The 25,487-nt window shown below is 58.6% G+C and carries 19 protein-coding genes and 6 pseudogenes; 12 read left to right on the plus strand and 13 right to left on the minus strand.

Annotated features, from left to right (window positions below):
- The first annotated feature begins 298 nt into the window (after positions 1-298).
- The 5 genes from AABE10_RS29620 to AABE10_RS29640 all read left to right on the plus strand — a co-directional run bounded on the left by AABE10_RS29620 (position 299) and on the right by AABE10_RS29640 (position 5,048).
- Positions 299-1,183, plus strand: a complete 885-nt coding sequence (locus AABE10_RS29620; protein ID WP_342936736.1) for a DMT family transporter — start codon at positions 299-301, stop codon at positions 1,181-1,183.
- Between the two features lie 1,860 nt (positions 1,184-3,043).
- Positions 3,044-3,769 carry a hypothetical protein gene (locus AABE10_RS29625; protein ID WP_342936737.1) on the plus strand — a complete coding sequence of 242 codons (726 nt, stop codon included), beginning with the start codon at positions 3,044-3,046 and terminating at the stop codon, positions 3,767-3,769.
- Positions 3,769-4,077 carry a hypothetical protein gene (locus AABE10_RS29630; RefSeq protein WP_342936738.1) on the plus strand — a complete coding sequence of 103 codons (309 nt, stop codon included), beginning with the start codon at positions 3,769-3,771 and terminating at the stop codon, positions 4,075-4,077. Before AABE10_RS29625 ends, AABE10_RS29630 begins: the two co-directional genes overlap by 1 nt.
- Entirely contained in the window at positions 4,070-4,828 is a 759-nt protein-coding gene (gene istB / locus AABE10_RS29635) for an IS21-like element helper ATPase IstB (RefSeq protein WP_428983409.1), read from the plus strand. The genes AABE10_RS29630 and istB overlap by 8 nt, the downstream gene beginning before the upstream one ends.
- 85 nt (positions 4,829-4,913) lie before the next feature.
- Entirely contained in the window at positions 4,914-5,048 is a 135-nt protein-coding gene (locus tag AABE10_RS29640) for a hypothetical protein (RefSeq protein WP_342936740.1), read from the plus strand.
- 504 nt (positions 5,049-5,552) lie between these two features.
- Here the strand turns inward: AABE10_RS29640 and AABE10_RS29645 are convergent.
- The 6 genes from AABE10_RS29645 to AABE10_RS29670 all read right to left on the minus strand — a co-directional run bounded on the left by AABE10_RS29645 (position 5,553) and on the right by AABE10_RS29670 (position 15,004).
- Positions 5,553-6,605, minus strand: a complete 1,053-nt coding sequence (locus AABE10_RS29645) for an ABC transporter ATP-binding protein (RefSeq protein ID WP_428983410.1) — start codon at positions 6,603-6,605, stop codon at positions 5,553-5,555.
- Positions 6,599-8,521 (minus strand): dipeptide/oligopeptide/nickel ABC transporter permease/ATP-binding protein, encoded by a 1,923-nt coding sequence (locus AABE10_RS29650; RefSeq protein WP_342936742.1) that lies wholly within the window; start codon positions 8,519-8,521, stop codon positions 6,599-6,601. Before AABE10_RS29650 ends, AABE10_RS29645 begins: the two co-directional genes overlap by 7 nt.
- Positions 8,518-9,471, minus strand: a complete 954-nt coding sequence (locus AABE10_RS29655) for an ABC transporter permease (RefSeq protein ID WP_342936743.1) — start codon at positions 9,469-9,471, stop codon at positions 8,518-8,520. Before AABE10_RS29655 ends, AABE10_RS29650 begins: the two co-directional genes overlap by 4 nt.
- A 32-nt stretch (positions 9,472-9,503) precedes the next feature.
- Positions 9,504-11,075, minus strand: coding sequence for an ABC transporter substrate-binding protein (locus AABE10_RS29660; protein WP_342936744.1), 1,572 nt, complete (start codon positions 11,073-11,075; stop codon positions 9,504-9,506).
- Positions 11,076-11,149: 74 nt separating this feature from the next.
- A complete protein-coding gene (locus tag AABE10_RS29665) occupies positions 11,150-12,919 on the minus strand; it encodes a hydantoinase B/oxoprolinase family protein (RefSeq protein ID WP_342936745.1) in 1,770 nt (589 codons plus the stop codon).
- Between the two features lie 48 nt (positions 12,920-12,967).
- A complete protein-coding gene (locus AABE10_RS29670; protein ID WP_342936746.1) occupies positions 12,968-15,004 on the minus strand; it encodes a hydantoinase/oxoprolinase family protein in 2,037 nt (678 codons plus the stop codon).
- A gap of 730 nt (positions 15,005-15,734) precedes the next feature.
- On the opposite strand from AABE10_RS29670, the gene AABE10_RS29675 reads away from it, so the two are divergent.
- Together AABE10_RS29675 and AABE10_RS29680 are read left to right on the plus strand one after the other, a co-directional pair.
- A complete protein-coding gene (locus AABE10_RS29675; protein WP_342936747.1) occupies positions 15,735-15,893 on the plus strand; it encodes a hypothetical protein in 159 nt (52 codons plus the stop codon).
- Between the two features lie 138 nt (positions 15,894-16,031).
- Positions 16,032-16,328: a hypothetical protein gene (locus AABE10_RS29680; RefSeq protein WP_342936748.1), complete on the plus strand. Its 297-nt coding sequence runs from the start codon at positions 16,032-16,034 to the stop codon at positions 16,326-16,328.
- A gap of 360 nt (positions 16,329-16,688) precedes the next feature.
- On the opposite strand, the pseudogene AABE10_RS29685 reads toward AABE10_RS29680, so the two are convergent.
- Positions 16,689-17,444: pseudogene (locus AABE10_RS29685) on the minus strand (tyrosine-type recombinase/integrase); the annotation flags it as partial.
- Positions 17,445-17,662: 218 nt separating this feature from the next.
- Here AABE10_RS29685 and AABE10_RS29690 point away from each other — a divergent pair.
- A pseudogene (locus AABE10_RS29690) lies at positions 17,663-17,968 on the plus strand (transposase); the annotation flags it as partial.
- Positions 17,969-17,999: 31 nt separating this feature from the next.
- Positions 18,000-18,119: pseudogene (locus tag AABE10_RS36495) on the plus strand (hypothetical protein); the annotation flags it as partial.
- A gap of 475 nt (positions 18,120-18,594) precedes the next feature.
- Here the strand turns inward: AABE10_RS36495 and AABE10_RS29695 are convergent.
- Together AABE10_RS29695 and AABE10_RS29700 are read right to left on the minus strand one after the other, a co-directional pair.
- Positions 18,595-18,891: a hypothetical protein gene (locus AABE10_RS29695; protein ID WP_342936749.1), complete on the minus strand. Its 297-nt coding sequence runs from the start codon at positions 18,889-18,891 to the stop codon at positions 18,595-18,597.
- A 14-nt stretch (positions 18,892-18,905) separates the two neighbouring features.
- Positions 18,906-19,337: pseudogene (locus AABE10_RS29700) on the minus strand (IS630 family transposase); the annotation flags it as partial.
- Positions 19,338-19,425: 88 nt separating this feature from the next.
- Between AABE10_RS29700 and AABE10_RS29705 the strand changes: the two are divergent.
- Positions 19,426-20,196, plus strand: coding sequence for an IS110 family transposase (locus tag AABE10_RS29705; RefSeq protein WP_342936750.1), 771 nt, complete (start codon positions 19,426-19,428; stop codon positions 20,194-20,196).
- Between the two features lie 557 nt (positions 20,197-20,753).
- On the opposite strand, the pseudogene AABE10_RS29710 reads toward AABE10_RS29705, so the two are convergent.
- Both AABE10_RS29710 and AABE10_RS29715 read right to left on the minus strand, forming a co-directional pair.
- Positions 20,754-21,404, minus strand: a pseudogene (locus AABE10_RS29710) (IS630 family transposase); the annotation flags it as partial.
- A 26-nt stretch (positions 21,405-21,430) separates the two neighbouring features.
- Positions 21,431-22,030: a GntR family transcriptional regulator gene (locus AABE10_RS29715; RefSeq protein ID WP_342936751.1), complete on the minus strand. Its 600-nt coding sequence runs from the start codon at positions 22,028-22,030 to the stop codon at positions 21,431-21,433.
- 906 nt (positions 22,031-22,936) lie between these two features.
- On the opposite strand from AABE10_RS29715, the gene AABE10_RS29720 reads away from it, so the two are divergent.
- Positions 22,937-23,119 (plus strand): hypothetical protein, encoded by a 183-nt coding sequence (locus tag AABE10_RS29720; protein ID WP_342936752.1) that lies wholly within the window; start codon positions 22,937-22,939, stop codon positions 23,117-23,119.
- Between the two features lie 59 nt (positions 23,120-23,178).
- On the opposite strand, the gene AABE10_RS29725 is transcribed toward AABE10_RS29720, so the two are convergent.
- Complete coding sequence (locus AABE10_RS29725; RefSeq protein WP_342936753.1) at positions 23,179-23,652, minus strand: hypothetical protein; 474 nt, start codon at positions 23,650-23,652, stop codon at positions 23,179-23,181.
- A 443-nt stretch (positions 23,653-24,095) separates the two neighbouring features.
- Here AABE10_RS29725 and AABE10_RS29730 point away from each other — a divergent pair, with 443 nt between their 5' ends.
- On the plus strand, positions 24,096-24,656 hold the full coding sequence (locus AABE10_RS29730; protein ID WP_342936754.1) for a hemerythrin domain-containing protein: 561 nt from the start codon (positions 24,096-24,098) through the stop codon (positions 24,654-24,656).
- A gap of 616 nt (positions 24,657-25,272) precedes the next feature.
- Here the strand turns inward: AABE10_RS29730 and AABE10_RS29735 are convergent.
- A pseudogene (locus AABE10_RS29735) lies at positions 25,273-25,467 on the minus strand (transposase); the annotation flags it as partial.
- Positions 25,468-25,487 lie beyond the last annotated feature (20 nt).

Genomic DNA, 25,487 nt, shown 5'->3' on the forward strand with positions numbered 1-25,487 from the left:
AAGTTCCATCTAACAGGCGTTTAATTAGTTCTTCAGTTTTCGCCAACAGATGACGCAGCAGGCGATCTTCCATGCATGCTTCATGGAAAAATGCAGCGGACGATCCTCGAGTGGTTTGCGCCCTTGATAACGGCTTCGCCTAGATTTTGGAGTGGGCAGCAACGGTTCGTTGAGCGCCCAAGTTCGTCTGCAAAACAATGGAAAGGTTAGAAGGATTCGACGATAGTAAACAGCCCCCTTTGTTCATTTTGTGAATGGCTCTGGGTCACCTCTTAAGATGCCAGGATAGTCTTCTAATATGTTGACGACCACGGATCGGTGTTACAGCGCACGGACTAGAAAGCTGCGCGGGATTGCGCTCATGTTCTATTCGATTCTTCTTCTAACAGTGAGCTATGTGATTGCAAGGCTCACTTCGACTAAATATCCGGCAAACGAGATGATGTTCTTCCGGATGTTTTTTGGATTAATTCCTGCTGCTTTCGTGTTCCGGACGCGCCGCAATCCACGGAACGAACTCACGATTCATCGCTTAGCTGGTCATTTTCTTAGATCAGTCACAGGGCTTGGCGGGGTTGGACTGTTCATTGCCGGCTTACCATATCTACCTTTGTCAACTGCTGTGACGCTGAAGGAGACAGAAGCAATCTTCGTCTGTTTCTTTGGAATCGTGTTCTTGGCCGAGCGCTTTCGTCTACCGACGGCGATAGCATCGTTGTGCGGATTCGTGGGAGTAGCTGTGGTTTGCTCACCGTTCGCCGGCGACAACTCGTCGCCGCTCGGTATACTCCTAATTTTGCTGAGTGCTATGTTCAGCGCCGGTTCGGTCATCCAAGTCAAGAGACTCTCTCGAACCGAGGAGCCGGCGGCAATTGTTCTGTATTATTCAATAATAGCAACGATTGTTTGCGGGATATCACTTGTTGTCGCTTGGGTAAAGCCAGACCTAATAGATCTTGGGTACATGTTTCTGTTTGGGCTGACTGCTGGTGTAGCGCAACTTATGCTAACCATGGCAATCGCAAGTCTCACCACCCCAATCATCGCCTCATTTGGTTACCTCAGCATTGTATGGGCAGCCATTTTCGATTATTGGATTTGGGGGGAGGTGATTTCTCTTCAGGCAGTACTCGGATCGCTCGTAATCGTCGCGAGTGCGCTCTATCTGTCTTTTCGAGCCTAATTGATTCTTTCTGATAGAACGGTCTGTCTTTCGCTACGGCCAGTAAGACATCCGTAAATAGCTTTAGTAATTATCGAAGGGCGAGCGCACGCTGACAGAACTGACGCAGCAGTTCGATGTGCATCCGAACCAGATTACGGAATGGAAACGGCACGGAGTGGCTGTACATCAACTTCTTCCAGCCGTCATTCAAGCTGAAATCGAAGTCACGTCACGGTGCGAAGGTGACGAAGCGCTATGAAGCGCCCTTGACGCCGCTCGAGCGCGTGCTGCTTCGGTGTCAGAGGCAACCAAACGCAGACTGCGTGCCCAGTTCAGGGCGCTCGACCCTCTGGATATCTTACGTCGAATGCGCGAAGGCCAGCATTCTGACGGGTAGCAAGTTACATGAGGCAACAGCGACCGCTCGGTAGCAAAAATCCTGAGTCAATGCGGCTCTCATCTTGTTTGACGCGCGGCACCGGCCGACGCATCATCGAAAAGCGCGCCCCCATGACTGGCGTACCCGGGAAGATCCGTTCGCCGAAGATACAGCAGTGGGCCGAAGCAAAGCTCGGCATTACCGCGTAAAAGCTGCATGAGCGTCTCACTTCGATGGCTCCCACCATGTATTCCGGCGCGCAGCTGCGCACCTTGCACCGCCGCGTGAAGGTCTGGCGATCGAATCGAGCGAGGGAGTCAGCGATCGGCATACTCGGCGACGCGGACGAGGTGACGGCTGGCGCCGCTACGCAGCGCCAGCCGTCATCGCAAAACACTTGGACAGTGACATTTACCCGGGAGTAACATCATCCCATGAGGCAACACGCATAATAGTCGCCGCCAACTTGATGGCTTTCGCCTCCTGTCAGTGGCGGTGGAAAACCGACAAAAAAATGGCGGCGTCGCATTTTTAGAGAAAGGAATGACTCTCGTTTAAAGCGGGGAATCGGGGCGATGCAAGCAGGCGATCGGTGTCGTGCGTGTATGCGGGAGCCCGTAGGGCGAGCGCATACACGCACAACTTGCGTGAAGGCCAACCCGGGATGAGGTAGAAAGAGCGGCGTTGGAAATTCAGCGCCGAAAAAACAGGCCCGACACCGCAAACTGCCGGGTTCGACCGGTGCCGGGCCTCCACGCCACACTGTCCGGGGACGGTGCCGCGCCAGTATGGCACTGCCTGCCGCCACGGTCGATAGTGTGTGCATTCGGCGCCTACGGGGCGCCGATGGCGGACTCAGGCCGTCTGTTTCTGTGCGCGCGGTGCCGGGCACAGGTGATCGTGTGCAGAGGATGCGATAGCGTCCGGACTTACTGCAGCTCGGAGTGCCCCGATGACGCGCGTCGGGCGAGCCTGCGCATGGCCGCCGTGCGCTACCAGCGCAGCATGCGCGGGCGCATGAGGCACGCCGCCAGGCAGCGCCGCTATCGCCAGCGCCAGAAGGAAAAAGCGCATCGGCGCTGTGCTGCCGACGCCGCTGATACGCCACTGGCGGCTTCGGTTTCGACAACATCGGCCAGTGCGCCGCCCATCCCGAGCGCCGGTGCGCACCCGTGTGAGCAATGCAACTGCTGCGGGCACGCGGGCAGGGTTGCACGCGCGGCGGCTCTCCCGTTACAGCGCGCCGCCAGGCCACACCGCTGTCGTCACTGCCAGAAGAAAGTGACGCATCACCCCTGTTCCCCGCCCGCCGCTGATGCTCTACTGGGCCCGACTTCGGCGACGGCGGCCAACCCGACCGGCACCATCGCGGGTGCCTCGCGCGCGTCCAGACAATGCCACTTCTGCCATCGCACGTGCGAATTTGTACGTCACGGGTCGTTACGACACCGGGTCATCCATCCGCTTCGGACTACTACTGGAACAAGGGAATTTGATCCATGACAATCAGCACGGAACTGGAGGCGAAGATATTGCGCTTCTATCACGTGGAAAAGTGGCGATGCGGCACCATCGCCCGTCAGCTGCATGTGCATCGGGGCACCGTGCAGCGGGTGCTCGCCCAGGCGGGCCTGCCAAGGGTGGGAGGGGTTCAGCGGCCTTCGCAGATTGAACCGTTCCTGCCGTTCATCCACGACACGCTAAAGAAGTTCCCCTCGCTCACGGCAAGCCGGCTGTACGCGATGGTACGCGAGCGTGGCTACAAGGGGGCGCCAGACCACTTCAGACATCTGATATCCCTGCACCGGCCACGGCCTCCAGCGGAGGCCTATCTGCGTCTGCGCACCTTGCCCGGGGAGCAAAGTCAAGTCGACGGGGCCCACTTCGGATACCTACATATTGGTCGTGCGAGTCGACCCCTGATGGCCTTCGTGATGGTGCTGTCATGGTCCAGGCAGATCTGGCTGAAGTTCTTCCTTGATGCGCGCATGGACAGCTTCCTGCTCGGCCACGTCGGCGCGTTCGAGGCCTGGGGCGGGTCGGCCCGCGTCCTCCTCCTCGATAACCTTAAAAGTGCCGTGCTCGAACGCCAGGGTGATGCAATCGCGGCCAGCAGGTCGAAAACCGTGCCCATATCGATGAACTGGTCCAGCGCAAGCGCGCCGCACGCCAGCATCGCGGCCTTGACCACCTGGCCCATGCCGCGCCGGCCTCGCGTGCGCTGATGCTGCGCGCAGCCGAGGTGGGCGGCAACATCGGCAATATCACCACGCAGCTGCTGCGACTGCTCGACTGCTACGGCGCGCTCGAGCTGCAGGCCGCCATCGAGGAGACACTCGCCAGCGACGCGGCTCCCCATCCGAACCCGGTGCGCGAAGCACTCGAGCGTCGACGGATTGCGCGCCAGGCGCCACCACCGGTATCGCTGAACCTGCCCGAGCACATCCGCAGCAAGGACGCAGTGGTCACGCCGCACCGCCTGGAAATCTACGATCAGCTCACCGGAGGACACGATGACGACAAGCATGACTGACATCCTGCGCGAACGCGCCAGCGAGTTAAGGTTGCACGGGTTGCTTGCTCACTGGTCCGAGGTGCTGGGCGAACCGTGGCTCGGACCGCTGCTGCAGTGGGAAGGGGAGGAGCGCACGCGCCGCTCGCTGGAGCGGCGCATCCGTGCCGCGCGCCTTGGCAGCTTCAAGCCGCTGGTCGACTTCGAGTGGAACTGGCCCACGCGTTGCGACCGCGCTGCCGTCGAGGAACTGATGGCGCTGGAGTTCGTGAAGGAGAAATCCAACGCCGTGTTCATCGGCCCGAACGGCGTGGGCAAATCGACACTCGCACTGAACGTGGCGTACCAGGCGCTCATCCATGGCTACACGGCGCTCTTTACGACGGCTGGCAAGATGCTGGGCGATCTGGCCGCCGCCGACAGCGATGCAGCGCTGCGCCGGCACCTCGGATACTACGCATCACCTGCGCTGCTCGTCATTGACGAGGTCGGATACCTGGCCTACTCGAATCGTTACGCTGACCTGCTGTTCGAGCTGGTGAGCCGCAGATATGGTGCCGCAAGTACGGTGGTCACAACCAACAAAGCATTCTCTGACTGGTCAGAGGTGTTCCCCAATGCTGCATGCGTGGTCTCCCTGGTCGATCGCCTCGTGCATCGTGCTGAGGTCATCGCCATCGAGGGAGAGTCGTATCGCGTCAAGGAGGCAAAGGAGCGCGCCGAGAGCCGCGCCCGCAAACGTAGCGCTTCACGCCCGGAGAAAAAGCCATGAGCAGGCGCACCCCGTTACCTCTGGGCTGTCCTGCGGGCTGGACTTCCTGATCGACACGAACTGGTCTCCGGAGCAGGCACTCGCCGTGTACGAGTTGCTCAACGATCTGCGCACGCGCATCTGGCTACGTTACGGCGAAGACGTGATCGAGTTGATCCGCCGGCAGCGATGGCCTGCACCGAACCTCGGCGACATCAACGATCTCTCGGAACCGATCTGAATCGACTCGTACCGGCGGCCGGCATCGGCTGCCGTTCCATTGTTGAGCGAATTACTCGACCTTGCGCCGCCGTTTAGTGTCGGATTTACAAAGCCGCCAACACCTCCTGCCACCGATTCTTACGTCGCGCAAAATGAGGAGCGATATCGCACGCTATTCGAGGTGAGACAGTGAGTGCTATCGCGCCGCAAGGAGAGGGGATTCCCAGACGAATGCACGACGCAGGTCAGGATCGTGATTCATCATCGCGCGATCGATGCATTGGCCATCATGCAAACGCCCTGGTCGCCGGCGCTGTCGCTCAGAATGGGGCATCGATGCGATGACTCGGCGGTGGTCCTCGCGACGGGCGCGGATGACGGCTCGTAGTAGCGCCTGATCGGTTTGCGGTATGCCGCGCTGAACCCGGGGGAACACAGGAACTACTATCCGGGGAGCAGGTGCAGCCGCCGACCGTGGTCGTGCAGACGCTCGATGAAGGGGTTGCCATGCTTTATCTCGGGGCTAATGGGACACGGCTATCTTGTCGACAAGACCATGCTCAATTCCTCTCGATCCTCGCAAAGCCGCTTGATCCGAATCCATAATCCTTTCCGCGAAAAAGCAGGCGGCGCTGTGACCTTCGCGCACTGCGCGTAGCGGGGGTACATCTCGCGTGCATTCTTCAGTCGCGTAAGGGCATCGTCGGCGGAAAGCGCAGCCGGGCGATAGTGACATCGGGGTTGGCAATTCTCCCTTCAGCAAGGCTTCGCCAACTGTTTTACGAGTGGGATCCGGTATTGGTACCGACGCGAGCAAGGCACGCGTGTAGGGGTGGGCAGGCCTTCCGTAGACCTGCGCCACCGCTCCGCTCTCAACAATCTTTCCCATATACATGACGATGACGCGATCGCAGATGTATTCGACCAGACTCAGGTCGTGCGTGATGAAAAGGATCGTGAGGCCGAGGTCCCGTTGCAGATCAAGCAGGAGGTTGACGACCTGCGCCTGTACAGAGACGTCGAGGGCTGACACTGCTTCATCCGCGACAATGAAGGACGGTTCCAGTGCGAGCGCACGTGCGATTCCTATCCGCTGACGTTGCCCTCCCGAAAACTCGTGAGGGAAGCGGTCAAACTGGCTCCTGTTTAGACCCACCCGTTCGAGCAGCTTGACCGCCCGCTCAGCACGCTCGCGTTTATCAAACAGGTTGTGAATGGCGTACGCCTCACATATCTGACTGCCGACGCACTGGCGCGGATTCAGACTTGCATAAGGATCCTGAAAAATGATTTGCATGCGCTGCCTGATGGCGCGCATCGCCCGACCAGGTGCATCAGTTATGTCCTTGCCTTCGAATGTAATTTTCCCACTCGTCGGTTCGACCAGCCGCAATAGGGTCCGACCGAGGGTTGTTTTTCCTGATCCCGATTCACCGACAAGTCCCACGATCTCGCCACGGAAGATCTCGAAACTGACGGCGTCGACGGCATGGACCCTTCTCCCGTGTCCGAACCAGCGGGATCCCACTGCGTAGTGCTTGGACAGTCCTTCGACTTTCAGAATCTCGTTCAACATTCTCTCCATCGAATGCAGCGGCTGGCATGTCCTTCTCCTACCGCTTCCAGAGCTGGCTCTTCGACCAGGCAGGTTTTGGTAGCCATATCGCAACGCGGCGCGAACATGCATCCGCTCATTGGGCTCGTGGGGACCGAGCCGGGTATCGCTTTCAGTCTCTGTCGTTCGGTCGCCGAAGTAGATTGCTTGGCGGGACCATTTGGTACGCAAGCGAGCAACCCCTTCGTGTACGGATGCTTTGGCTTGGAGAAAATGTCTGCCGTCAGTCCTTCCTCGACCACCCGGCCCGCATAAAGGACGACGACCCTGTCCGCGATTTGTGCGACGACACCTAGGTTGTGGGTGATGAACAACACGCTCATAGCGCCATGACGGTCGTTCTGCTGCTCTTTCAGCAGCTTCAGTATCTCAGCCTGCAACGTCACATCGAGAGCCGTCGTTGGTTCATCTGCGATCAGCAGCGCGGGATCGCAGCAAAGCGCCAGTGCAATCATGACTCGCTGACGCATACCCCCCGAAAGTTCGTGTGGAAACTGGTTCATCCGTCGCTTCGGATCGGTGATGCCGACCTTCGTCAACATCGCCAGCGCGATTTCCTGCGATTCCCGGCGCGAGACTTTTCGATGCGTCAGTATCGCCTCAGTCAGCTGGTCGCCGATCCGATAGACCGGGTTCAGGCTGGTCATCGGTTCCTGGAATATCATTGCCAGATCCTTTCCACGCAGTTGCCGGACTGTCGAGTCGCTTGCTGTCAGCAGATCGATTTCGAAAACGCCTTCTATGCGCGGCATCGGAAACATGATCCGGCCGTCGGTCGCGGTGACACCGGACTTGAGCAGGCGCATCACCGCAAGACTAGTCAACGATTTGCCAGATCCGGATTCCCCCACGAGGGCTACCGTCTCGCCCTTCGCGATTGCAATGCTGACATCCTGAACGGCCACTCGATCACCGCCACTCGCTGGCACCGAAATGTGCAGGTTTTCAATCCGGAAGGACTCACTCCCTACGGGTAAGGATTGAATGGGAGCCACTTTCTTGCGCTTCGGCAGCGTCGCCCGCTTCCTTCCCGATGACCGCGCAAGTCCGCGCTCGCGTGGGTCGTATATCTCCTGAATCACATCGCACAGATGGTTGACGGCAAACACAGTCAGAGAAAGCGCAAGACACGGCCAGAGAAGTCCGATGGGATGGCTCGTCATCGTGTTTCTCGCGCTTTGCACCATCAAACCCCATGACGGCGTAGGTGGTGTCACACCCAACCCGAGAAAGCTGAGGCCTGATTCGAGCAGAATCACCGTTGATACCGTGAGCGAAAATTGTACAAGCAGTGGAGGAAAGATATTAGGCAGCACCGTTCGCGCAATAATGCGAGAACTGCCGGCACCAAGCGCGATCATGGCCTCCACGTACTCTAGCCGTCGCACAGACAAAACCTCGCCGTAGGTAATGCGGACATAGTTCGGCACGCTGAGCACGGCCAGTACAACTGACAACGTCGCCGCGCCGGGCCCTACAAAAGTCACAACAAGAAGTGCGAGCAGGATTGGCGGGAACGATAGGACAATATCGGTGAACCGCAGCGCGACCGATTCGGCAAGACCGCCAAAATACCCGCCGACCACACCGACCAGGATGCCCACAATCGCCGACATGATTGCGCTGCTGAATGCCACCGCCAGCGACGTTCGCGCTCCGTAGAGGATTTGCGCAAATACGTCGTGGCCCAACGCGTCCATGCCAAGTGGGTGAGCCCAAGATGGATCGGCAAACCGGTCCGCGATATGCATCACGGTCGGGTTGTCCGATGTAACAAGAGGCGCCGCGACCGCAAGAATGATGATGATTGCGATGCCGAGCCCCGCTCTTGCAATACGCCGGAACTCCCGGCTTGACTGAAGATTCAGCGTGCTCATTTACTCCGTGCCCTCGGATCAAGAATCGGGTAGATCAGGTCCGCAACCAGATTGATCAGAATGAATAACGCCGCCACGACAAGAACCACACCCTGTACTTCCGGGTAGTCGCGATAGTCGACTGCAGTGACGAGCATTCCACTCAGTCCCGGCCAGTTGAACACGTATTCGACAAGTACGGTCCCGCCGAGAAGTGAACCGATCTGCAGCCCCGTTAGCGTCACGACGGGTCCCAGTGAGTTCCGAACGATGTGCCTGCGCCATACCCTTCTTTCGGCTAACCCTTTGGCTCGGGCAGTGCGTACCCAGTCCCGGTCAATGACGCCCAGCACCGTCGATCGGGTCATGCGCAGCACCATCGCCGAGAATCCAATCGCGATCGTCACGGTCGGCAAAATAAGCGCCTCAAAATGGCGCAATGGGGAGTCACTGAACGTAGAGAATCCGCCCGCCGGCAGCCAGCCGAGTACCTGCGAGAAAAGAAGCAGCAACAGCGTCCCGACTACGAACACGGGCACGGAAAGCGCGAATGACGTAAAGCTTCGGAGCATCCTGTCGGCCCATGAGCCGGCCCGGCGCGCAGCGATTACGCCTAGCGGGATTCCCGTCACGACCGACAACAGTGCGGCTGCGCCGACGAGTTCCAGTGTGCGAGGAAGACGCTCCGCGATAACCTGCGACACCGGCGTCTGATCCTGGAAAGAATTGCCGAGGTTTCCGTGCGCGATATGCTCCAGATAAGCGAGATATTGGGTGACGATCGGTTTGTCGAGGCCCATCTGGCCGCGCAACTGTGTCACTGCTTCAGGCGGCGGCGCTACGCCCCCGCTGGAAAGCAGCATCACTGCCGGGTCACCAGGCACGAGGAAGAGCAGAAAAAACACCACAGTGGCTACGACGTAGAGCAAGACTGCTGCCGTGAGTAACCGCTTTACTATGTAACCAGCCATCTCAATGCGTCCTGGAAGTGATGCTGCGTCAATCAGAGCGACGTGTTTTGCAGTGTTACGGAAGTGTAGATATCCAAGTCGCCCGGGAGACTCTTGAAACCCTTGACGGCAGGCGTGTGCGCGAAGGCTTCCACGCGATAAGCGAGCGTCGAGATTGGCACGTCTTTCGCAGCCTGGCGCTGCACGGCGTTATAGATTGACTTGCGCCTTGCCGGGTCGACTTCCTGCCGGCCCTGCGCAAGCAGGTCGTCCAGGGCATCGCTCTTGAAGCCGAACGAACGTCGGTACGATGCAGGCCCAGAGCCGATCAGCGAGGTAAGGCCGTCCGGATCCAGACCATCCAGGCCGCCGCCATTCACAGCCAGCTGATAACGCCCTTGGTTGCCAAGACTGACGCGCGTACCCCAATCAGGCAATGACAGTCGTACGTCCAGACCAACCGCCGTGAGATACTGCTGGACGATCTGCGCAATGTCGCGGTGCATTGCGTATGTCGAGGTTGCGAGCAGGTTGATCTTCTGCCCGGCCACCTTCGCCTCCTGCAGCAGCTTTGCAGCCTGGTCGGGGTCGTACGGCCACAGGTGCTGCAGGGATGGATCATAGAACGGGGAAGACTTCTGGATCGGCAACCCATCGAAAGGGCTGCCTTGCCCAAAGAACGCACCCTTCACCACATCTTCCCGCTTCACCGCGTGCGCGATCGCCGCCCGGACGCGAGGATCGTTGAATGGCGCTGCCGAACAGTTGAAGCAGAGATACATGAACGCGCCTTCGTTGGCTTCCAACCGCACGCTCGGGTTGCTCTTGAGACGTTGCAGGTCTTGCCAAGGAACGTATTCAATAATGTCGACATCGCCCGACTGAACCGCCGCCACGCGCAGGTTCTCATCGGCATAGACAACGAACCGCATCGCGTCGACCTTGGGCAGCCCCGGCCGGTAGAAGTAGGGATTCTTCTTGAACGTGAGCGATGCACCGCGGTCCATCGCTTCAAGAATGAACGGACCTGCGCCGAGCGCCTGGCCAAGCACCGGATCCTTGAACTTCGACGACACGATTGGTGCATCGGGGCGAGCCAGGATATCCGGGAACGCTGGCGTCGGCTTTCTCAGCGTGATCTTGACGACCATCGAATCGCTGGCATCGATAGATTCAATTCCGCGCATTTCGTTAAGAAGATATGCAGTGGAGCCAGGGGCGGCAATCTGCTCGAACGAGAACTTCACATCTGCCGAGGTCAGTTGTGCGCCATTCGAGAATTTCACCCCGTTACGCAGCTTGAACACATAGATGCGATCGCCTTGCAGCGAGTAACTTTCCGCGATTTCAGGGACAATCTTTCCTTCGTCGGAGTAACTGAGCAGACCGCGATAAATCTGCAGTTTGACCGTCGCAGCAGCCTGGCCCGAGTACTGAAAAGGCTGGACACTCGGCGGGTAGGCTGAAAGGCCGTACCGCAGCGTCTTCGTGCCCGCCTGTGCAAAAGCTACCGTCGGGTTCAGGGCAACAGCTGCCGCCGCGCCCAGGCCAGTTATCAGAAACCGTCGCCGATCATTCGTCGCCGGGGAGATTTCAAGAGCTGAATCCTGCGTTTTATCGTTCATAGTGTGCGTGCTATCCGGAGGAATTTATCAACGCGCTCGACGGACTCTTCCCTGCCGCCTGCTCGAATCCGTCGCTACCCGATGTTCGGGTCGTGTTTGGCCGGCAAACTCAACAGCTTCAGGGCCTCTGCGACTCGGGCGGCGCCGTATTGGGTCTCAGCGACTTCGCGGCTCATAATTCCATCGCGCAGATCAGCAGCAAGCTCTGCCACCGACCGCTCGTCCGCAGCACCGAAGCCACCGCCACCCGGGGTTTCAAATCGGATGGTTTCCCCCGCTTTCAGAACAATGCCGCCCATTTTTGAAGCGAGATACTCGGCCTCAGGCGTACCGAAGTTGCGTGTGATGCGCCCCATCCCGCCGTCCCCCCCCCCATCCACGCCTTCTGCGCCCCGCTTGTGGCCGTCCGAACGAAAGGACACCTCCGTGTTATCGAGCAGGACTCGCACCTCACGCACGATTCCAAGGCCGCCCCGATGTTTGCCGGGACCACCGGAGTTTTCGGCGAAACCGTATGCTTCAACAAGCAGCGGAAACTCGTGCTCCAATGCTTCGGTCGGCATGTTCAGTGTGTTGGTCACATGAACATGAATAGCGTCCATGCCATCCATGTCTGCACGCGCGCCAGATCCGCCACCGATGGCTTCGCCCCAGACGAACATGCGGCCGCCACTGTTTGACCCGGAGAAGGAAATCGACGGAAGAATGTCGTTGCTGGACGCCATCGCCCGTTTTTCATCAAGTACCGGACGCAGTGCTCCGAAGATGGCACGTGCAACCTTCTGGCAGGTGATGCTTCGCGCGCTGACAGCAGCGGGGAAAATCGGGTTTACAATGGTCCCAGCGGGCGCCGTGACCACTACGCTCTCGATCAGACCGCTATTCGCCATCAGATCCGGGTCGAGCAAAGCCTTGACGCAGTAGTACACCGTTGCATTCAAGGCGTTCTCAGCGACGTTCATACCACCCCGTGCCTGAGGACCGGAGCCGCTCATATCGACCGAAAGTTTGTCGCCAGCGATGGTTACGGTGGCGCTGATCGGGATCATGTCTCCGCCAAAACCGTCATCATCCAGATAGGTTGTGAAGGAATACTTGCCGTCGGCCAGTGCGAGGATGCGCTGGCGAAGTCGTTCTTTCGTGTAGGCGAGCACTGCATCGATCGCCGCCTGCACACCCTCCTTGCTCATACGGCGCACGAGCTGATGCACCGCTTCCGCTCCGTGCAGATTCGTCGCAATCTGAACCTTGAGGTCGAGCGTTCTTTCTTCGGGCAATCGGGAATTGGCGGAAATGACGCTCAGCAAATCCTCATCGACCTCGCCTGCCCGCGCGATACGTATGACCGGGAGTCGAAGGCCCTCTTCGAAGAGCGACCGGGCGTTGGCGGAGGTTGAGCCTGGGATCGGACCGCCAATGTCTTCATGGTGGCCGATGTTCGCGGCAAACATGAACGGACGCCCATCTTCGAAGATAGGCGTAACAATTGAAATATCAGGCAGATGCGTGCCGCCCGCCAGGTACGGATCGTTGCAGATAAAAGCGTCGCCTTCGACCATCTGATCGAGGGTGTACCGTCGGAGGACCGCCTGTACGCTACCCAGCAGAGAACCCAGATGAATCGGAATATGAGTGCCTTGTGCGACCAGCCGGCCCTGGGCATCAAAGAGTCCAACCGAAAAATCACGGCGTTCCTTGATCTGTGACGAGAATGACGAGCGCATCATGTTGATGGCCATGTCTTCTGTTATCGACAACAGGCGATTGCTGAATACCTCCATCCCGATGGAGTCAAACTTTGTGATTTCCGCAGTCGCCGGGTCGGCTGAATGATGTTGCGACATGGTGTCGTGTACCTGAGAATTAGCAATTGAACGGTATGCGGCTGGGAGTCAGTCGACGATGATGTTGCCGAACTCGTCGAGCTGGGCTTTCTGTCCCGGATGAACCACCGTCGTGGAACTCATCTCTTCAATGATCACAGGACCGGATACGGCCTCCCCGATTGGAAGCTTCGAGCGTCGATAGATCCTTGTGTCGAGCCAGCCCTCCGCCGGACCGAAATAGACCGAACGGCTATCGATGAGCGCTGACTCAAGCGATTCACCCTTTGCGGGCGCCATCAATGCGGCGTTCGGAACAATTCCGATTGCTTTCAGACGGACATTGACAATCTCCACCTCTACATCGTCGATCGCGTAGCCGTACTGACTCAGGTGCGCCTGATGGAAGGCGTTCTGGAACGCCCGCAGACCATTCGCGCTGACATCTTCGAGTTCAACCACGATGTCGTGACTCTGGCCAACATAGCGCGTATCGAGTGACAGCACGAACCTGCGGTGCTCCGGCTCGATTCGCTCGCCCTCAAGCCACTCTTTGCCTTCGAGACGCAGCTTTTCTGCTGCGTCTCGAACCGTCGCCCATGTATCAGCGTTCGCCACGGCGAGCTGCGTACGAACGAAGTCGCGCGAGATGTTGGAGACCAGCGCGCCACGTGCACACATCGTGCCCGGCTCGATTGGAACCAGCACGCGAGGAATGCCGCATTCGCGTGCGACCTCGCTGGCGTGAAGTGGGCCTGCGCCCCCGAACGCCATCAACGTAAATTGCGCGAGATCGTGGCCGTGCTCGGTCGAGATCGCTCGAATCGCACGACTCATATTTGCTGTTGCGATTTGCAACATCCCATAAGCGGCTTCGTCAACTGAGATACCGAGCGGAACCGCGATCCGCTCCTTGATCGCTGCCTCCGCGCGCTCCCGGTCGATCGGCATTCTCCCTTCGAGAAGCGCCACGGGATTCAGGCGGCGCAAGTAGATGTTTGCATCCGTGAGCGTGGGATCCGTGCCGCCCTTGCCATATGCGACAGGGCCTGGCACAGCACCCGCACTGCGCGGACCAACCTTGAGTCCGCGCGCGTCGTCCACGTGCGCGATACTGCCGCCGCCAGCCCCGATGACGTGAATGTCGACCATCGGCACCTTGGCCGGATAGCCGGCCACGAGCCGGTTCGGCGTGAACTTGGCGCGTCCTTTCTCGATGAGCGACACATCGGTACTCGTACCACCCACGTCGAACGTGATGAGGTCCCCGAAGCCTGCGGCGCCCCCCACTGCGGCCGCGCCTACGACCCCCGCTGCCGGGCCGGAGAGACACGTCAGCACGGGAAGCTCCTCAACGGACTTCAGTGAGAGCAGGCCACCATTGGAGTGCACAGTTAAGGGCTCGACAGGAATGCCAACTTTCTTGATCCGCTCCTCCAGTCGAGCCAGGTAGTTTTTCATCGGGGGACCGACGTATGCATTTAGGACTGTCGTCGACGTGCGCTCGTATTCCCGGAATTCTGGCAACACGTCGGACGAGATGCTGACGTAGGTGTCGGGCATGAGTCTCTGCACAATTTCCTTGGCTCGCTGCTCGTGCTCGGGGTTGCGATAGGAGTGAAGGAAGCTGATCGCAACTGATTCGACGCCGCTTTCACCTAAGACTCTGACCGCCTCAGCAGCCTGCTCGAGATCAATCTCTTCGAGCACGTCACCCCTTGCATTCAGCCGCTCGGTTACCTCGACACGGCGGTAGCGTTCTACGAGCGCAGGCGGCTTGACTACCGAGTAATCGAACAGCCCCGGCCGGGTCTGCCTGCCGATCGCCAGCACATCTCGGAAGCCCCTCGTGGTGAGGAGGCCGGTGGCCACGCCGCGGCGTTCAATGATCATGTTGGTCGCGACCGTCGTGCCATGGCCAAAGAAGCCAACCTGTGCCGGGTCTGCGTCGAAGATACGGAGCATTTCCTTCACCCCCTCTGCGATCGCGGTCGATGGATCGTGAGGAGTGGAAGCGACCTTGAAGAATCGGAATTCCGCCTTCTGCGTGTCGATCAAAACAAAGTCCGTGAAACTGCCACCAACGTCTACGCCGATCCGCAACATCCTGTTCCCCCCGATAGTCATTCACCCACGCCGTTATTAACCGTCGCGACACTCCTCGAGTGTGAATCGATGTTAGACGTTCGGAAAACATGCGGTCAAAGTCCGAATCAAATAGATCCGTATTTCAGAAAGTTATAGTGTTGTATCCACTTTTTTGGAGTGATAGGCACTCGCTAGCGCCTTGTCTCAGGTTTCGAGGTACCAAGGGAAAACCACGACTCATTCTCGACAAGACACGTTTACCCTGATTCAAAGCCTGTCGTTTATATTTCCAGTTTGCGGGATATTTAACGCATTTCGCGTGTGATGCTGCCTGAGCGGTCCGCCACAGCGCTTTCGCTTCGATGGGATCGCATCGACGGCGGGGTACCGCCTTTCACCACTCGTAAATCGATCTGACGATTACTGCAAAGTGTGTCGTCGTCGATGTTGCTGCCACTGCCAATGGCGTCGACAGAGAAAATGTCGCTTCAAGTTTACCTGACCTTAGCGGCTTGTCGCCCGACCGAAGCAAGGCAACTCCTATCAGTGCAATGAATTGCTGCGGGCCCTCTACATGACCTACTACCTGCAAGAGATGGGCTTTGGCGCCCTCGCAATGCAAGTGTATGGAAACGCCGGGTTCGGAATGACCGCCGCGCTGACGAACGCGAAGCAAGAGCGGACCTAGTTAATCGACGTGCCGACCGCTTGACTGCTCGAACAGATTTTGGGGCTTCACGACCAACAGTTGCGTTCGATCGCGCTCAAAGATCTGACCGCCGCGACCGAGTGTCTCGAGCGCTTCATTGGCAGTCAACGGGTCTCGCCACTGCCCGATGCGATTCGCGCCGAAGCGCGCGAACTCGGGCCGACCGAATCTTACGAGAGCCCCTACCCCCAAGCCTGAAAACGAGAGCGCACAGCCCCGACCTGCTTCTGACCGCCGTTAGCTTGCACCCCGCCTTTCGCCTTTCCGCAATCCCACGCATTTCTTCACCGGGCCTAGCCTTTCGCGACGGGCCGTCAGCCCAAAGGCCGCGGGGCCATGCGATATCGGGCAAACCCTCGAAAAACAATCAGTTTGCAAAGCAATAGCCGTCGTTTGCGACATCTCCGCCGCGCCGACGAGAAGCTGTTCTTCGGCTTCGCCGGCCCCAAGCTATCGTGGACCACCGGCCGGCGCGACGTGTCCCCTGATCCGTCGATGGCGGTGGCCGCCATTGATCGCCCGGCCCATCACTCAACTATCTTCGAGCTGAACTGGGAAACTACTGGCGTCGCAGCGCGGACGACACCAAGCGAGCGCGTCAATTACCGCAAGCCGAGCGGCCAAACTTGTTGACGATACTGTCTGCTCTACTGGACGACAAACTGACCGAAACTGACGAAGTTCGCTATCCAGTTTCGGGCCGCCTTCCTGCGTCATCCGGTAAGCACGGGCGCTTGCAGAAGTTTGATAAAAGAGCGATAGGCAGCTACACGGTGACACGGACATCGGGCACAGCCGTCAGCTTATCGTTGCGTTCGCGAGACAGAGCGGCAAGTTTTCTGTAGTCGACAACAAATGAGTACGTCAATAAGTACATTCCAGATGCAGGCGAGCATGTTTCTGAGCACATCGAAAGTTCGAGGTCGAGAAATGTACTCGCCGTATGGCCCCTGTCATTCGGCCACCGCCAACGCTCCTCACACACGAAGGCTTCTACGCGATCAGACTCAGGCCGCGCGCAACGGACCGTTCGTGAGCGGTGTTATCCGCCGCAGGATCCGTTACGATCCAGCCCTCAAGCATATCCGCCCACGCCTGTAGCATCGTCCTCCTCTGCTCGGCATATTCGGCCTTGTTGTACACCGCCCTCACCCCGCGCTGCTCGTGCGCCAGACATTTCTCTATCCAGTCGCTATTGAACCCAGCTTCATGCAAATGCGTGCTCGCCGTTCTTCGCAGGTCATGCACCGAGAAAGACTCGAAGTCCGCCCCGGTCTCGCGAATGAGCTTAACGGTGCTATCTATTACGCGATTCAGCGTGGCGGCACTTATCGGCAATTCTGTCTCGTAACGACCGGGATGCAGGTACGAGCTCGCGCCGAAACACGTCTTGAAGGTGACCAGAATATCGAGGGCTTGCTGGCTCAGATAGACATTGTGCGCACGCCCGGCCTTCATCCGCTCCTTCGGAACCGTCCAGAGGGCCGCATTGAAGTCGACCTCATCCCATGTGGCCAGGATGAATTCCGACTTGCGCACCATTGTTAGCAGCATGAACCTGACGGCCAGACGCAGCGTAGGCAGCGTGGCGGTGCGCTCCAGTGCCTTGAAAAACACATGAATTTCGGCTGGCGTCAATGCCCGGTCACGCGGCTTAAAGGTGGCGATAGCCGAAGGCCGGATATCTTCAGCCGGATTGTCCACCTTCAGCCCTCGCGCCTGAACGAAGCGATAAATCTGCAGAACAATTGGCGCAGAGCTTGTTCACCATCTGGGCCAATCGCATGGAGTGGCCTCGGAACACGACCAACCAGTGCAACGGCGACAAGAGTCTGCCGACGACGGTCCGCTAAGGCTGAAAATTTCACGCCACCGTGCCGGCACTCTCGATCCAATCCAGATTGACAACGTTCGACGATAAGACATCGCGATGTACGCGCGCGGCATGACCATGCAGGGAAGTCCAAGGTTTTGTGTCTGGGCAGCACGGCACTGAGATGTCTTCTAAAGTCATCAGCTCTGCCGTGTTGGACGAAGTGAGCGCCAGGCAGACCCACCCGCTCGAGGCGATGTACCCAGTGGCGTTCTTTGAGGCGTTGCCCGTAAGATACGTGACGACGGGTGTGTGCAACGAGCCCGTGTTCTGCCGCTGGGCGCGCTACCGGGATGGCACACACGACATTCTCAGCCTGTGGATCGAACAGATCAAGGGCGCGAAGTTCGGGATGAAGTTCCTTGGCGACCTAAAAACACGGTGCGTGAGAACATCCTGATTGCCGCGACCGATGAACTGAAGGGCATGTCGAGGCGCTGGTCGAAGTGCTTCCGGTGATGACGCTACAAACCTGCATCGCGCATCTGATCCGCGACGCGTTGGAATATACGAACTGCAAAGAGCGCAGCGAACTAGCCGCCGCAATCTGACCAATTTTACACAGTCCCGAGCGCCGAGGCCGAACTCCTCGCCTTTGAACAGGGCCCGTGGGGCCGTAATCTGCCGACCGTTGTAGCAGTCTGGCACTAGGCCGGGGACAGTGTGATTCCGTTCTTTGCGTTTGCGCCCGCGGTTCACAAAACATCGGTCTCCGCAGCCACCTCCCAGGCGAAAATGCTGAGATCAAACACTTTGCGCCGCGAGCCATCACCGCCGGGTGGTACTGCGCCGCATATGAACGGAAGCCCGTCACGAGTCAGTTCGCAATCCTCTGCAAGCATCGATTTTACCAATACCGTTCCAGAATGGGACCAGTATCTGATGTTATGCGTTCATACACGCATCACGGTACCGGTCAAATTACACGACCTGTCCGGCAAACTATGAGATCAAACGAGCGATATGTGTGAGACCGAACGAAATGTAGTTCCGTTGTACTAGTACAACATCCCGTAAATAGCTTTATTAATTATCGGGCTGTAAATAGGGCTGCAGGAGCGTGACGACGACATCGGCCATCTCCTCGAGCGAACCGGTTCCGGGCAGCGGTTCCCAACGACCACTATGGGTGCGGAAGGCAGCGCCATAACGATTGCGGCCGAGCTCAGTGAGGCGCGCCACAACAGTGGGCGCCTCATCGTCCAGACGTTTTATCAGCAGGTGACGTCCGTAGGCTTGCGTAACAATCTGGTCATGGCCGAGCAAGGTGCGTAGTTGACGCTGAAGTTCGGCCGCGTAATGTTTGGCGGGTATTGCTGGCACGTCGGTCCCCTCGATTACGTTGCGCCGGTTTGTAGTGGGTAGCCCCGGAAACTCCATTTGAAGGGGCGCGCTGCCTGATTATGCTCGCGGATAAACTGCGCGCTTCGCTCGCGCAGGGGCGCGGTGCTGGTATGGCTGGCATGGCGCAATACCCGGCGCGTGTAGCGCGCAAACCATAGTTCAATCTGATTGACCCAACTCGCGTGCAACGGCGTGAAGTGGAAGTGAAACCGCTTGCCATGTCGCGCATTGAACGCCTGCCAGACGGCCTGGGCGCGATGCGTGTTCAGGTTGTCCCAAACCACGTGCACCTGCTTGCCCGGGTATGCAGCAGCCACGCGCTCCATGAAGGCTACCAGATCGTCTTGGGTACGGCGCTCGCGGCACTCTGCCAACACCTTTCCCGTGTGCACATCCAGCGCGGCAATCAACGCCTGGGTACCGTGAATGGTAAGGACTTTCCCCGACCTCGGTGGCATAGCGATATGCCAGGATGGTCGATGCCACTCAACCCATCTGAGAAGGGGGAAAGTCATGGACAAGATTACTCGTATCGGCGTGGATCTGGCGAAGAACACCATCCAGTTACACGGCGTCGACAGTGCGGAGCGCGTCGTGGTCAGGAAGGCGATCCCGCGGCAGAAATTTCTGGAATGGTTTGCGAACCTTTCGCCGTGCCTGGTGGCAATGGAAGCGTGCAGCGCAGCCCACTACTGGGCGCGCAAGCTGCGCGCGCTCGGCCACGAGGTTCGGCTGATTGCGCCTCAGTTCGCCGCGCCGTATCGCAAAGGCGGCAAGCACGTCAAGATAGAAATCGCCCGGTTCGACGTTCAGATTGCCGCGCAGGTGAAACACGACAGTGACGCACAGCGCGTGATGGCGGTTGTCGGCATCGGCCCGCTCACCGCGTCCGCCGCGACCGCGACCGTCGGCGATGCGCGCCAGTTCAAGAATGGCCGGCAATTTGCCGCCTGGCTCGGCGCCGTGCCGAGCCAGGCCAGCAGTGGTGGCAAGACCCGGCTGGGCCACATCACCAGGCAGGGCAACACGTATCTGCGCACGTTGCTGTTTCAGGGTGCACGCTCGGCTGTCAGGACCGCCCCTCGACGACACGACCGGCTGTCGCGCTGGATTATGCAACTGCAAGCGCGCATCGGTTGGGCTCGAACGTGTGCGGCCGTCGCCAACAAGCACGCGCGCATCCTCTGGGCGATTCTGGCCAAGGGCGAACGATTCGATCCGTCGTATGTCCAGACTCGCCCGATGCCAGCCGGGCGTGGTACCGGGCGACCTATGAGCAACTGATCGGTAGTGGGCAGTGCGCCTGAAAAGGCGAACTTCATAGTCAAGGACGCAAAGGCAAGGATAGCGACAGGTCAGACCGGCAGTGGGCGAACTCGCATATCCGCCAGGTAACGTCAAGACGTAACACCGAGCCATGAATGGAGTCCTGCTGCGCGGTTATTATCCGGGCCCCGGGCGCGGTAACGACAACGCCCCAGCAAGGCCGTTTATAGGTGCGCAGTCTGTCTCGCCGCTCGATGCCGACCACCTTGATAACACAGGAACTGGGCAGATGAACTGTATTAGCGGTACTGGACCCGGTCAGACAATCTCAGCGGAGATATCGTCCGTTCCCGACCAAGGGAATGATTCTCCGGGGTGAGTCGAACCTCAAGCCTGCGCCCGTGGCGCACCGCTTCGCGGCTTCGGGCTTGACCTTTTCCTCACCCCGGAAAAGCAGCTATCAAGTCGGGGAACTCTACGCAATGAACTAAGACTGTCTGTCGAGTCGTCAAGTGCTGCTGTCATACAGATGAACGTATGAACCGGATCTTGCTAAAAAGGGAAAGTCTTTATAGGCGGATATATTCAAACTCCCGACGACGTAGCCGTCCCGCCGCCGGCGCACGCCCCGGATGCTTGCGCTCGATGGCCTGGATACCTGTCTTCTCGTCGATGCTGAGCACCACCGCGTTTTTGGGCGCCTTGCGATACAGCTTGCAAATTACATTGACCTTCTCGCGAAAGGCGGGGTCGGGACTGTGTAGCCATTGCTGCACCCGGTGCGGGCGCACGTCGCCGGCCTGCAAGATCCGCTGAACATGGCTACGGCTGATCTGTTCGACGATGCCGCGCTCGATTGCGCGCGTCACGATCTCGTCGAGCGTCGGCGTGAGCCGCCCCTGCGGTTCCTGCGCTTCGCAAGCCAACGCAATCAATTGCAGTCGCGTTTCCTGCGCAATGCGCGGCGGACGGCCACTGCGCTCACCTTCCCGAATGCCCTGTGCGCCTTGCCGCGCAATGCGCTTGCGCCACGTGCTGACCGTCTGCACCGATACGCCGAGCTCTCGCGCAATCACGGTATTCGAGTGTCCCTCATGTGCCCACAACGCAATCCGAGCCCGCATCACATCCCGCTGCGGGGCCGTCTTCTGTGCGATCAGCGACAGGAGTTTCTCTTTTTCTTTCTTCGTCAGCTTCACTGACGTTGCATGACGGCCTCGGCTCATCCCGACATGATAACGGAGGCGTTTAATTATTCAATATTTACGGGATGTCGTACTAGTCCAAGAGCGCGCATGTCCCCAGCGCGCAGCGCCAAGCAACATTCCTCTAGCTCTCCGCTGAGGTTCTTAACCTCGTCGTCCCATAAAAGTTCCACAATATTGAGCCGAAGGCGCGATACTTGCAAGTAACAACGGTCACGCGTTTGGCGAACCTCTCCGTTCGTTACCAGACCGTTGATTACGGAATGCAACTCATGGAGGATCTGCCCGCATGCTTCGAAATTCCGCGGCTTGTGTTGCAGCGTCCTCGCTCTGAGAACCAGTCCTTGCATTCGCTCAAGCGCTTTGGGAGCGTGTGCTGGAGAACAGAAGTCACCAAGCATCTCGCTCAATTTTAGCCGGAATGCGTAGGTGTCACGGTATTCTCGAAGATCACCGCCCCTGACTATCGTACCAACGCCATTCCTTATTTCCACGAGGCCTTCGTACTCGAGCCTCTGAAGATTTTTCCGAATCGGTGTGCGACTGACCTGGAATTCGTCCGCAATTGCAGTCTCCCCTAGTACGGGGCCGGGAGGATAATACAGAGTGCAGATCCGATCACGCAACGTCTGGTGAATCTCCGACATCTGATAGCGGACTGCTCATGCCTTATCCACGGTGTCGGCACTTAACAGCTTTCTTTTTGCAATGCGTGCCATCAAAGACCTCCCCGGAGCGAGAAATGGGAACGGTCGCCTGCTACAGCGTGACCAGGTTTCTGCACCCGTTGCCGTAAAATTGCCAGTACCGCACTGGTAAAAGCTGTTGTCGCCAACCGTACATTCTTGACATCGCACGGCGAAGCGTAGCCGACCGCCGCGCGCATCCCACGCGCGGTTCGCAGCGTCTCTTGAGAATCGCTAACCCTGCTTAACGGCCTGCGCTGGCCGCTGATTTGTCAATACCGAGAGGAAGCAAACGTTATGCGCACCCCCGCGCTCGCGAGACGGCGGGTTGACATCGCTCTGCCCAGGCAAGCGTGGCCGTCGGCCGGGAAGTGGCCGGCTGGATCACGGCCGTGAAGTCCACAATATGATCCGGATCAGCTGGCGTTGCCGTTCTATCTGTGGACCCGCGAATCGGTGGCGCAGTTCATCTGTTACGTCGCGCGCAGAATGAGGAGCGGTATCTCGCGCTATTCGAGGTGAGACGGGTAAGCTCCGTCGCGGGATCGGTAATATCACGTGGGACACCCGCGCTCGAAAACATACGACAGACGGCCAAAGACCGACCGGGTGCGAAGTTCACCACCCTGATGCATCACATTTAGGCGGGCAACCGCCTGCGGGCAACTGATCTCGCACGCGCTCAAGAGCGCCGGCTGCACGCACACGCTGCTGTCCGACTCCGGGCTTGAACTGCTGCGGCAGGCCTCACGAAGGTTGCCACGGCAGGCGGTCCGCATCCTGCGCACCGCCATGCAGCCGGCCGTACCTAAGGCGCTGAACCCATATCCCCGACGAACTGCTGCAACAGGACATTGAGGAATTCCGATGAACCGGCAATCCAGACGCACGAAGGCCCGAAACCGGCAAGCGGATGAGATACCGCGTACGCCAACGCTGCCCGAACTCTCCGACGAGGCGGCCGCGCAGATCCAGCACCTGTTCTCGGAATGGTTCCTGTGGTTCAGCGCGGAGTATCGTAAGCCGATCCGGCGCTACTACGAACCGTGATCGTGCCTCCGTGGACCGCGACAACCATGTTGACCGGCGTGTTGCCTCACGGGATGATGTTACTCCCGGATAATTGTCACTCTCCGGTTGTTTTGCGATGAAGGCTGGCGCTGCGTAGCAGCGTCAGCCTTCATCGCGTCGGCGTCGCCAAGTATCCTGGTCACCAGTTCCCTGGCGCGGTTCGATCGCCATGCCTTGACGCGACGCTGCAGGGTGCGTAGCTGGGCGCCTGAATACGTCGCCGATGCCATGGCGACGAGACGCTCATGTAGCTTCTTCGCGGTGATGCCGGGCTCGGATTTGAGCCATTGCTGTATTGTCGGCCAGGTGTGCTCGAACGGCTCTTCCCGGCTGCGCCAGGTATGGGGGACGCGCGCCTTTCGATGATGCGTGGGTCTTACCTCGCCGTCCTGCCACGCTGTCCCAAGACTCGCCAGGAAATCCGCGAGGGAAACGCGACCAGGTGTTTTCGCCTCCTTCGGCGCCGTGCCCGATTCGCTACATTGCGCGACGTGCTGCTGCGCTTCGCGCATTCGGCTCAGGAGGTCCAGCGGGTCGAGCGCACGAAACTTAGCACGTAGTCTGCGTTTGGTTGCTTGCGGCACCGACGTCGACCGCAGGACGCGCTCACGGGGCGTCAAGGGCGCTTCATATCGCTTCGTGACTCTCGCGCCATGACGTGTCTTGGATTTCAGCTTGAATGAAACAAATTACATGAGGCAACAGGCACCGCTTGGTAGCAAAAATCCTGAGTCAATGCGCCGGCGTGCTGCTTGACGCTGTCCCAAGCCGTCCGTGTCGCGACCGATCTCTGCCTACCAATACCACAGTGTATTGATCTGTGTCAGTCCTTCTTGGCGGTGCACCTGGTAACATTTCGATTGTACCGGTCCCGCTGCGGCACTATCGATCACGCCGACAAGGGCTGCATTCACCGTTTGGTTCAGACAGTCTGTACCTGACCATGGAGCATGTCATGCCGGACTCACTTTCTGTATGGCACACCGAGCACGTTAGTTTTGCCCGGCTGCTCGATCTTCTCGAAGAACAGGTGGCTGTGCTCCATCGGGGCGAGAGTCCGAATTACGGACTTATGAACGACATCCTTTACTACATGCGGAATTTTTCCGATCGTATTCATCATCCGCGCGAGGATGTCGCGTACGCTCGGCTTGCCAAACGCGATCCCAGGATTCAAGTCGTCGTGAATCGAGTCCTGCAGGAGCATCGCGTGATTGCCGCGGCCGGCGATGAACTCCTGAATCGCATCAATGAAGCCGCTGGAGATGTCATCGTCTCCCGCACGGCTCTGGAGGCGGCCACGGCCACGTACCTTGTGTACTATCGTCACCACATTTCTACTGAGGAGCGAGATTTGATGCCTCGCGCCGCGCAGGTGTTGACGGAACAGGACTGGGCAGCGGTCGATGCCGTCGTTTCTGCTAGCCCCGATCCGCGTTTTGGAGAAAAGGTGCTTGAGCGTTTCGAGGCGCTTCGCAAACGGATCGCAGTAGATGCGCGGATGCAATGCACATGAGCCCAGCCGCCGATCGCTCCTTGCGCAACTCGTACTGCAGGCAACCGGTTAATGGCTCTCCTTTCGCACATTCTGCCATCGTGGAACGGTCACGCATACGTGATGGCCGATCGATGATCGGCAGGAGTCCATCCATTCTGACATGAAGGCCGTCGTGAACGCTTGACGAATGATTCGCCTGCCGAAGATCGAGAGTTGAGACGAGACCTCGTCGCCCGACATCATTTGCCGCACACGATATTGTTACGTGCGGCGAACTGGGAACGTTGCAAAGCAAACTTGGGTCGCGAACCCAATGAGCCGGGCACGGACCAGTAACCCCCAATTTGCTCGGGTGTAGTCGTGCAGAAGTCAAATGCACCGGCACCCAACTCAGTAGGAATCAGGCAAAGACGATTGCCTCCATTGACACGCAGGCCCCGGCAGCCTGAAAGCCAACTGGCTCTTTCGCAACAAGAAGATCGAGATGAGAAAGCTCTGAGACTAAAATAGGATCCTACGTAACGAGCGAGTGGGAACTGCTCTGCGGCGGTTCTGCCTATATCATCGTGTTGCAGCTGCCCCCTTGCGGTCCATATGCATCAGTTCGATGCCGACAAGAACGATGCGCGCACACTTAACTAAATGATGTTTGAAGCTGTCGCCAGCATATGATGCAGCAGGCCAGCTTCAGGAAAGCTTCATGGATGAAAGCGAAGCGTTCGAAGCGGATGCGCAAGCGTCGGAAGTTGTGAAGCCAGGAGATGGTCCGCTCTACGACCCAGCGGGTTTTGCCGAGCCCACCGCCATGAGGTTGGCCACGCCGTGCAATTTCAGTTGACCCGCACCATC

This window comes from Paraburkholderia diazotrophica (genome assembly GCF_038900755.1).
Classification (GTDB): Bacteria; Pseudomonadota; Gammaproteobacteria; order Burkholderiales; family Burkholderiaceae; genus Paraburkholderia; species Paraburkholderia diazotrophica_A.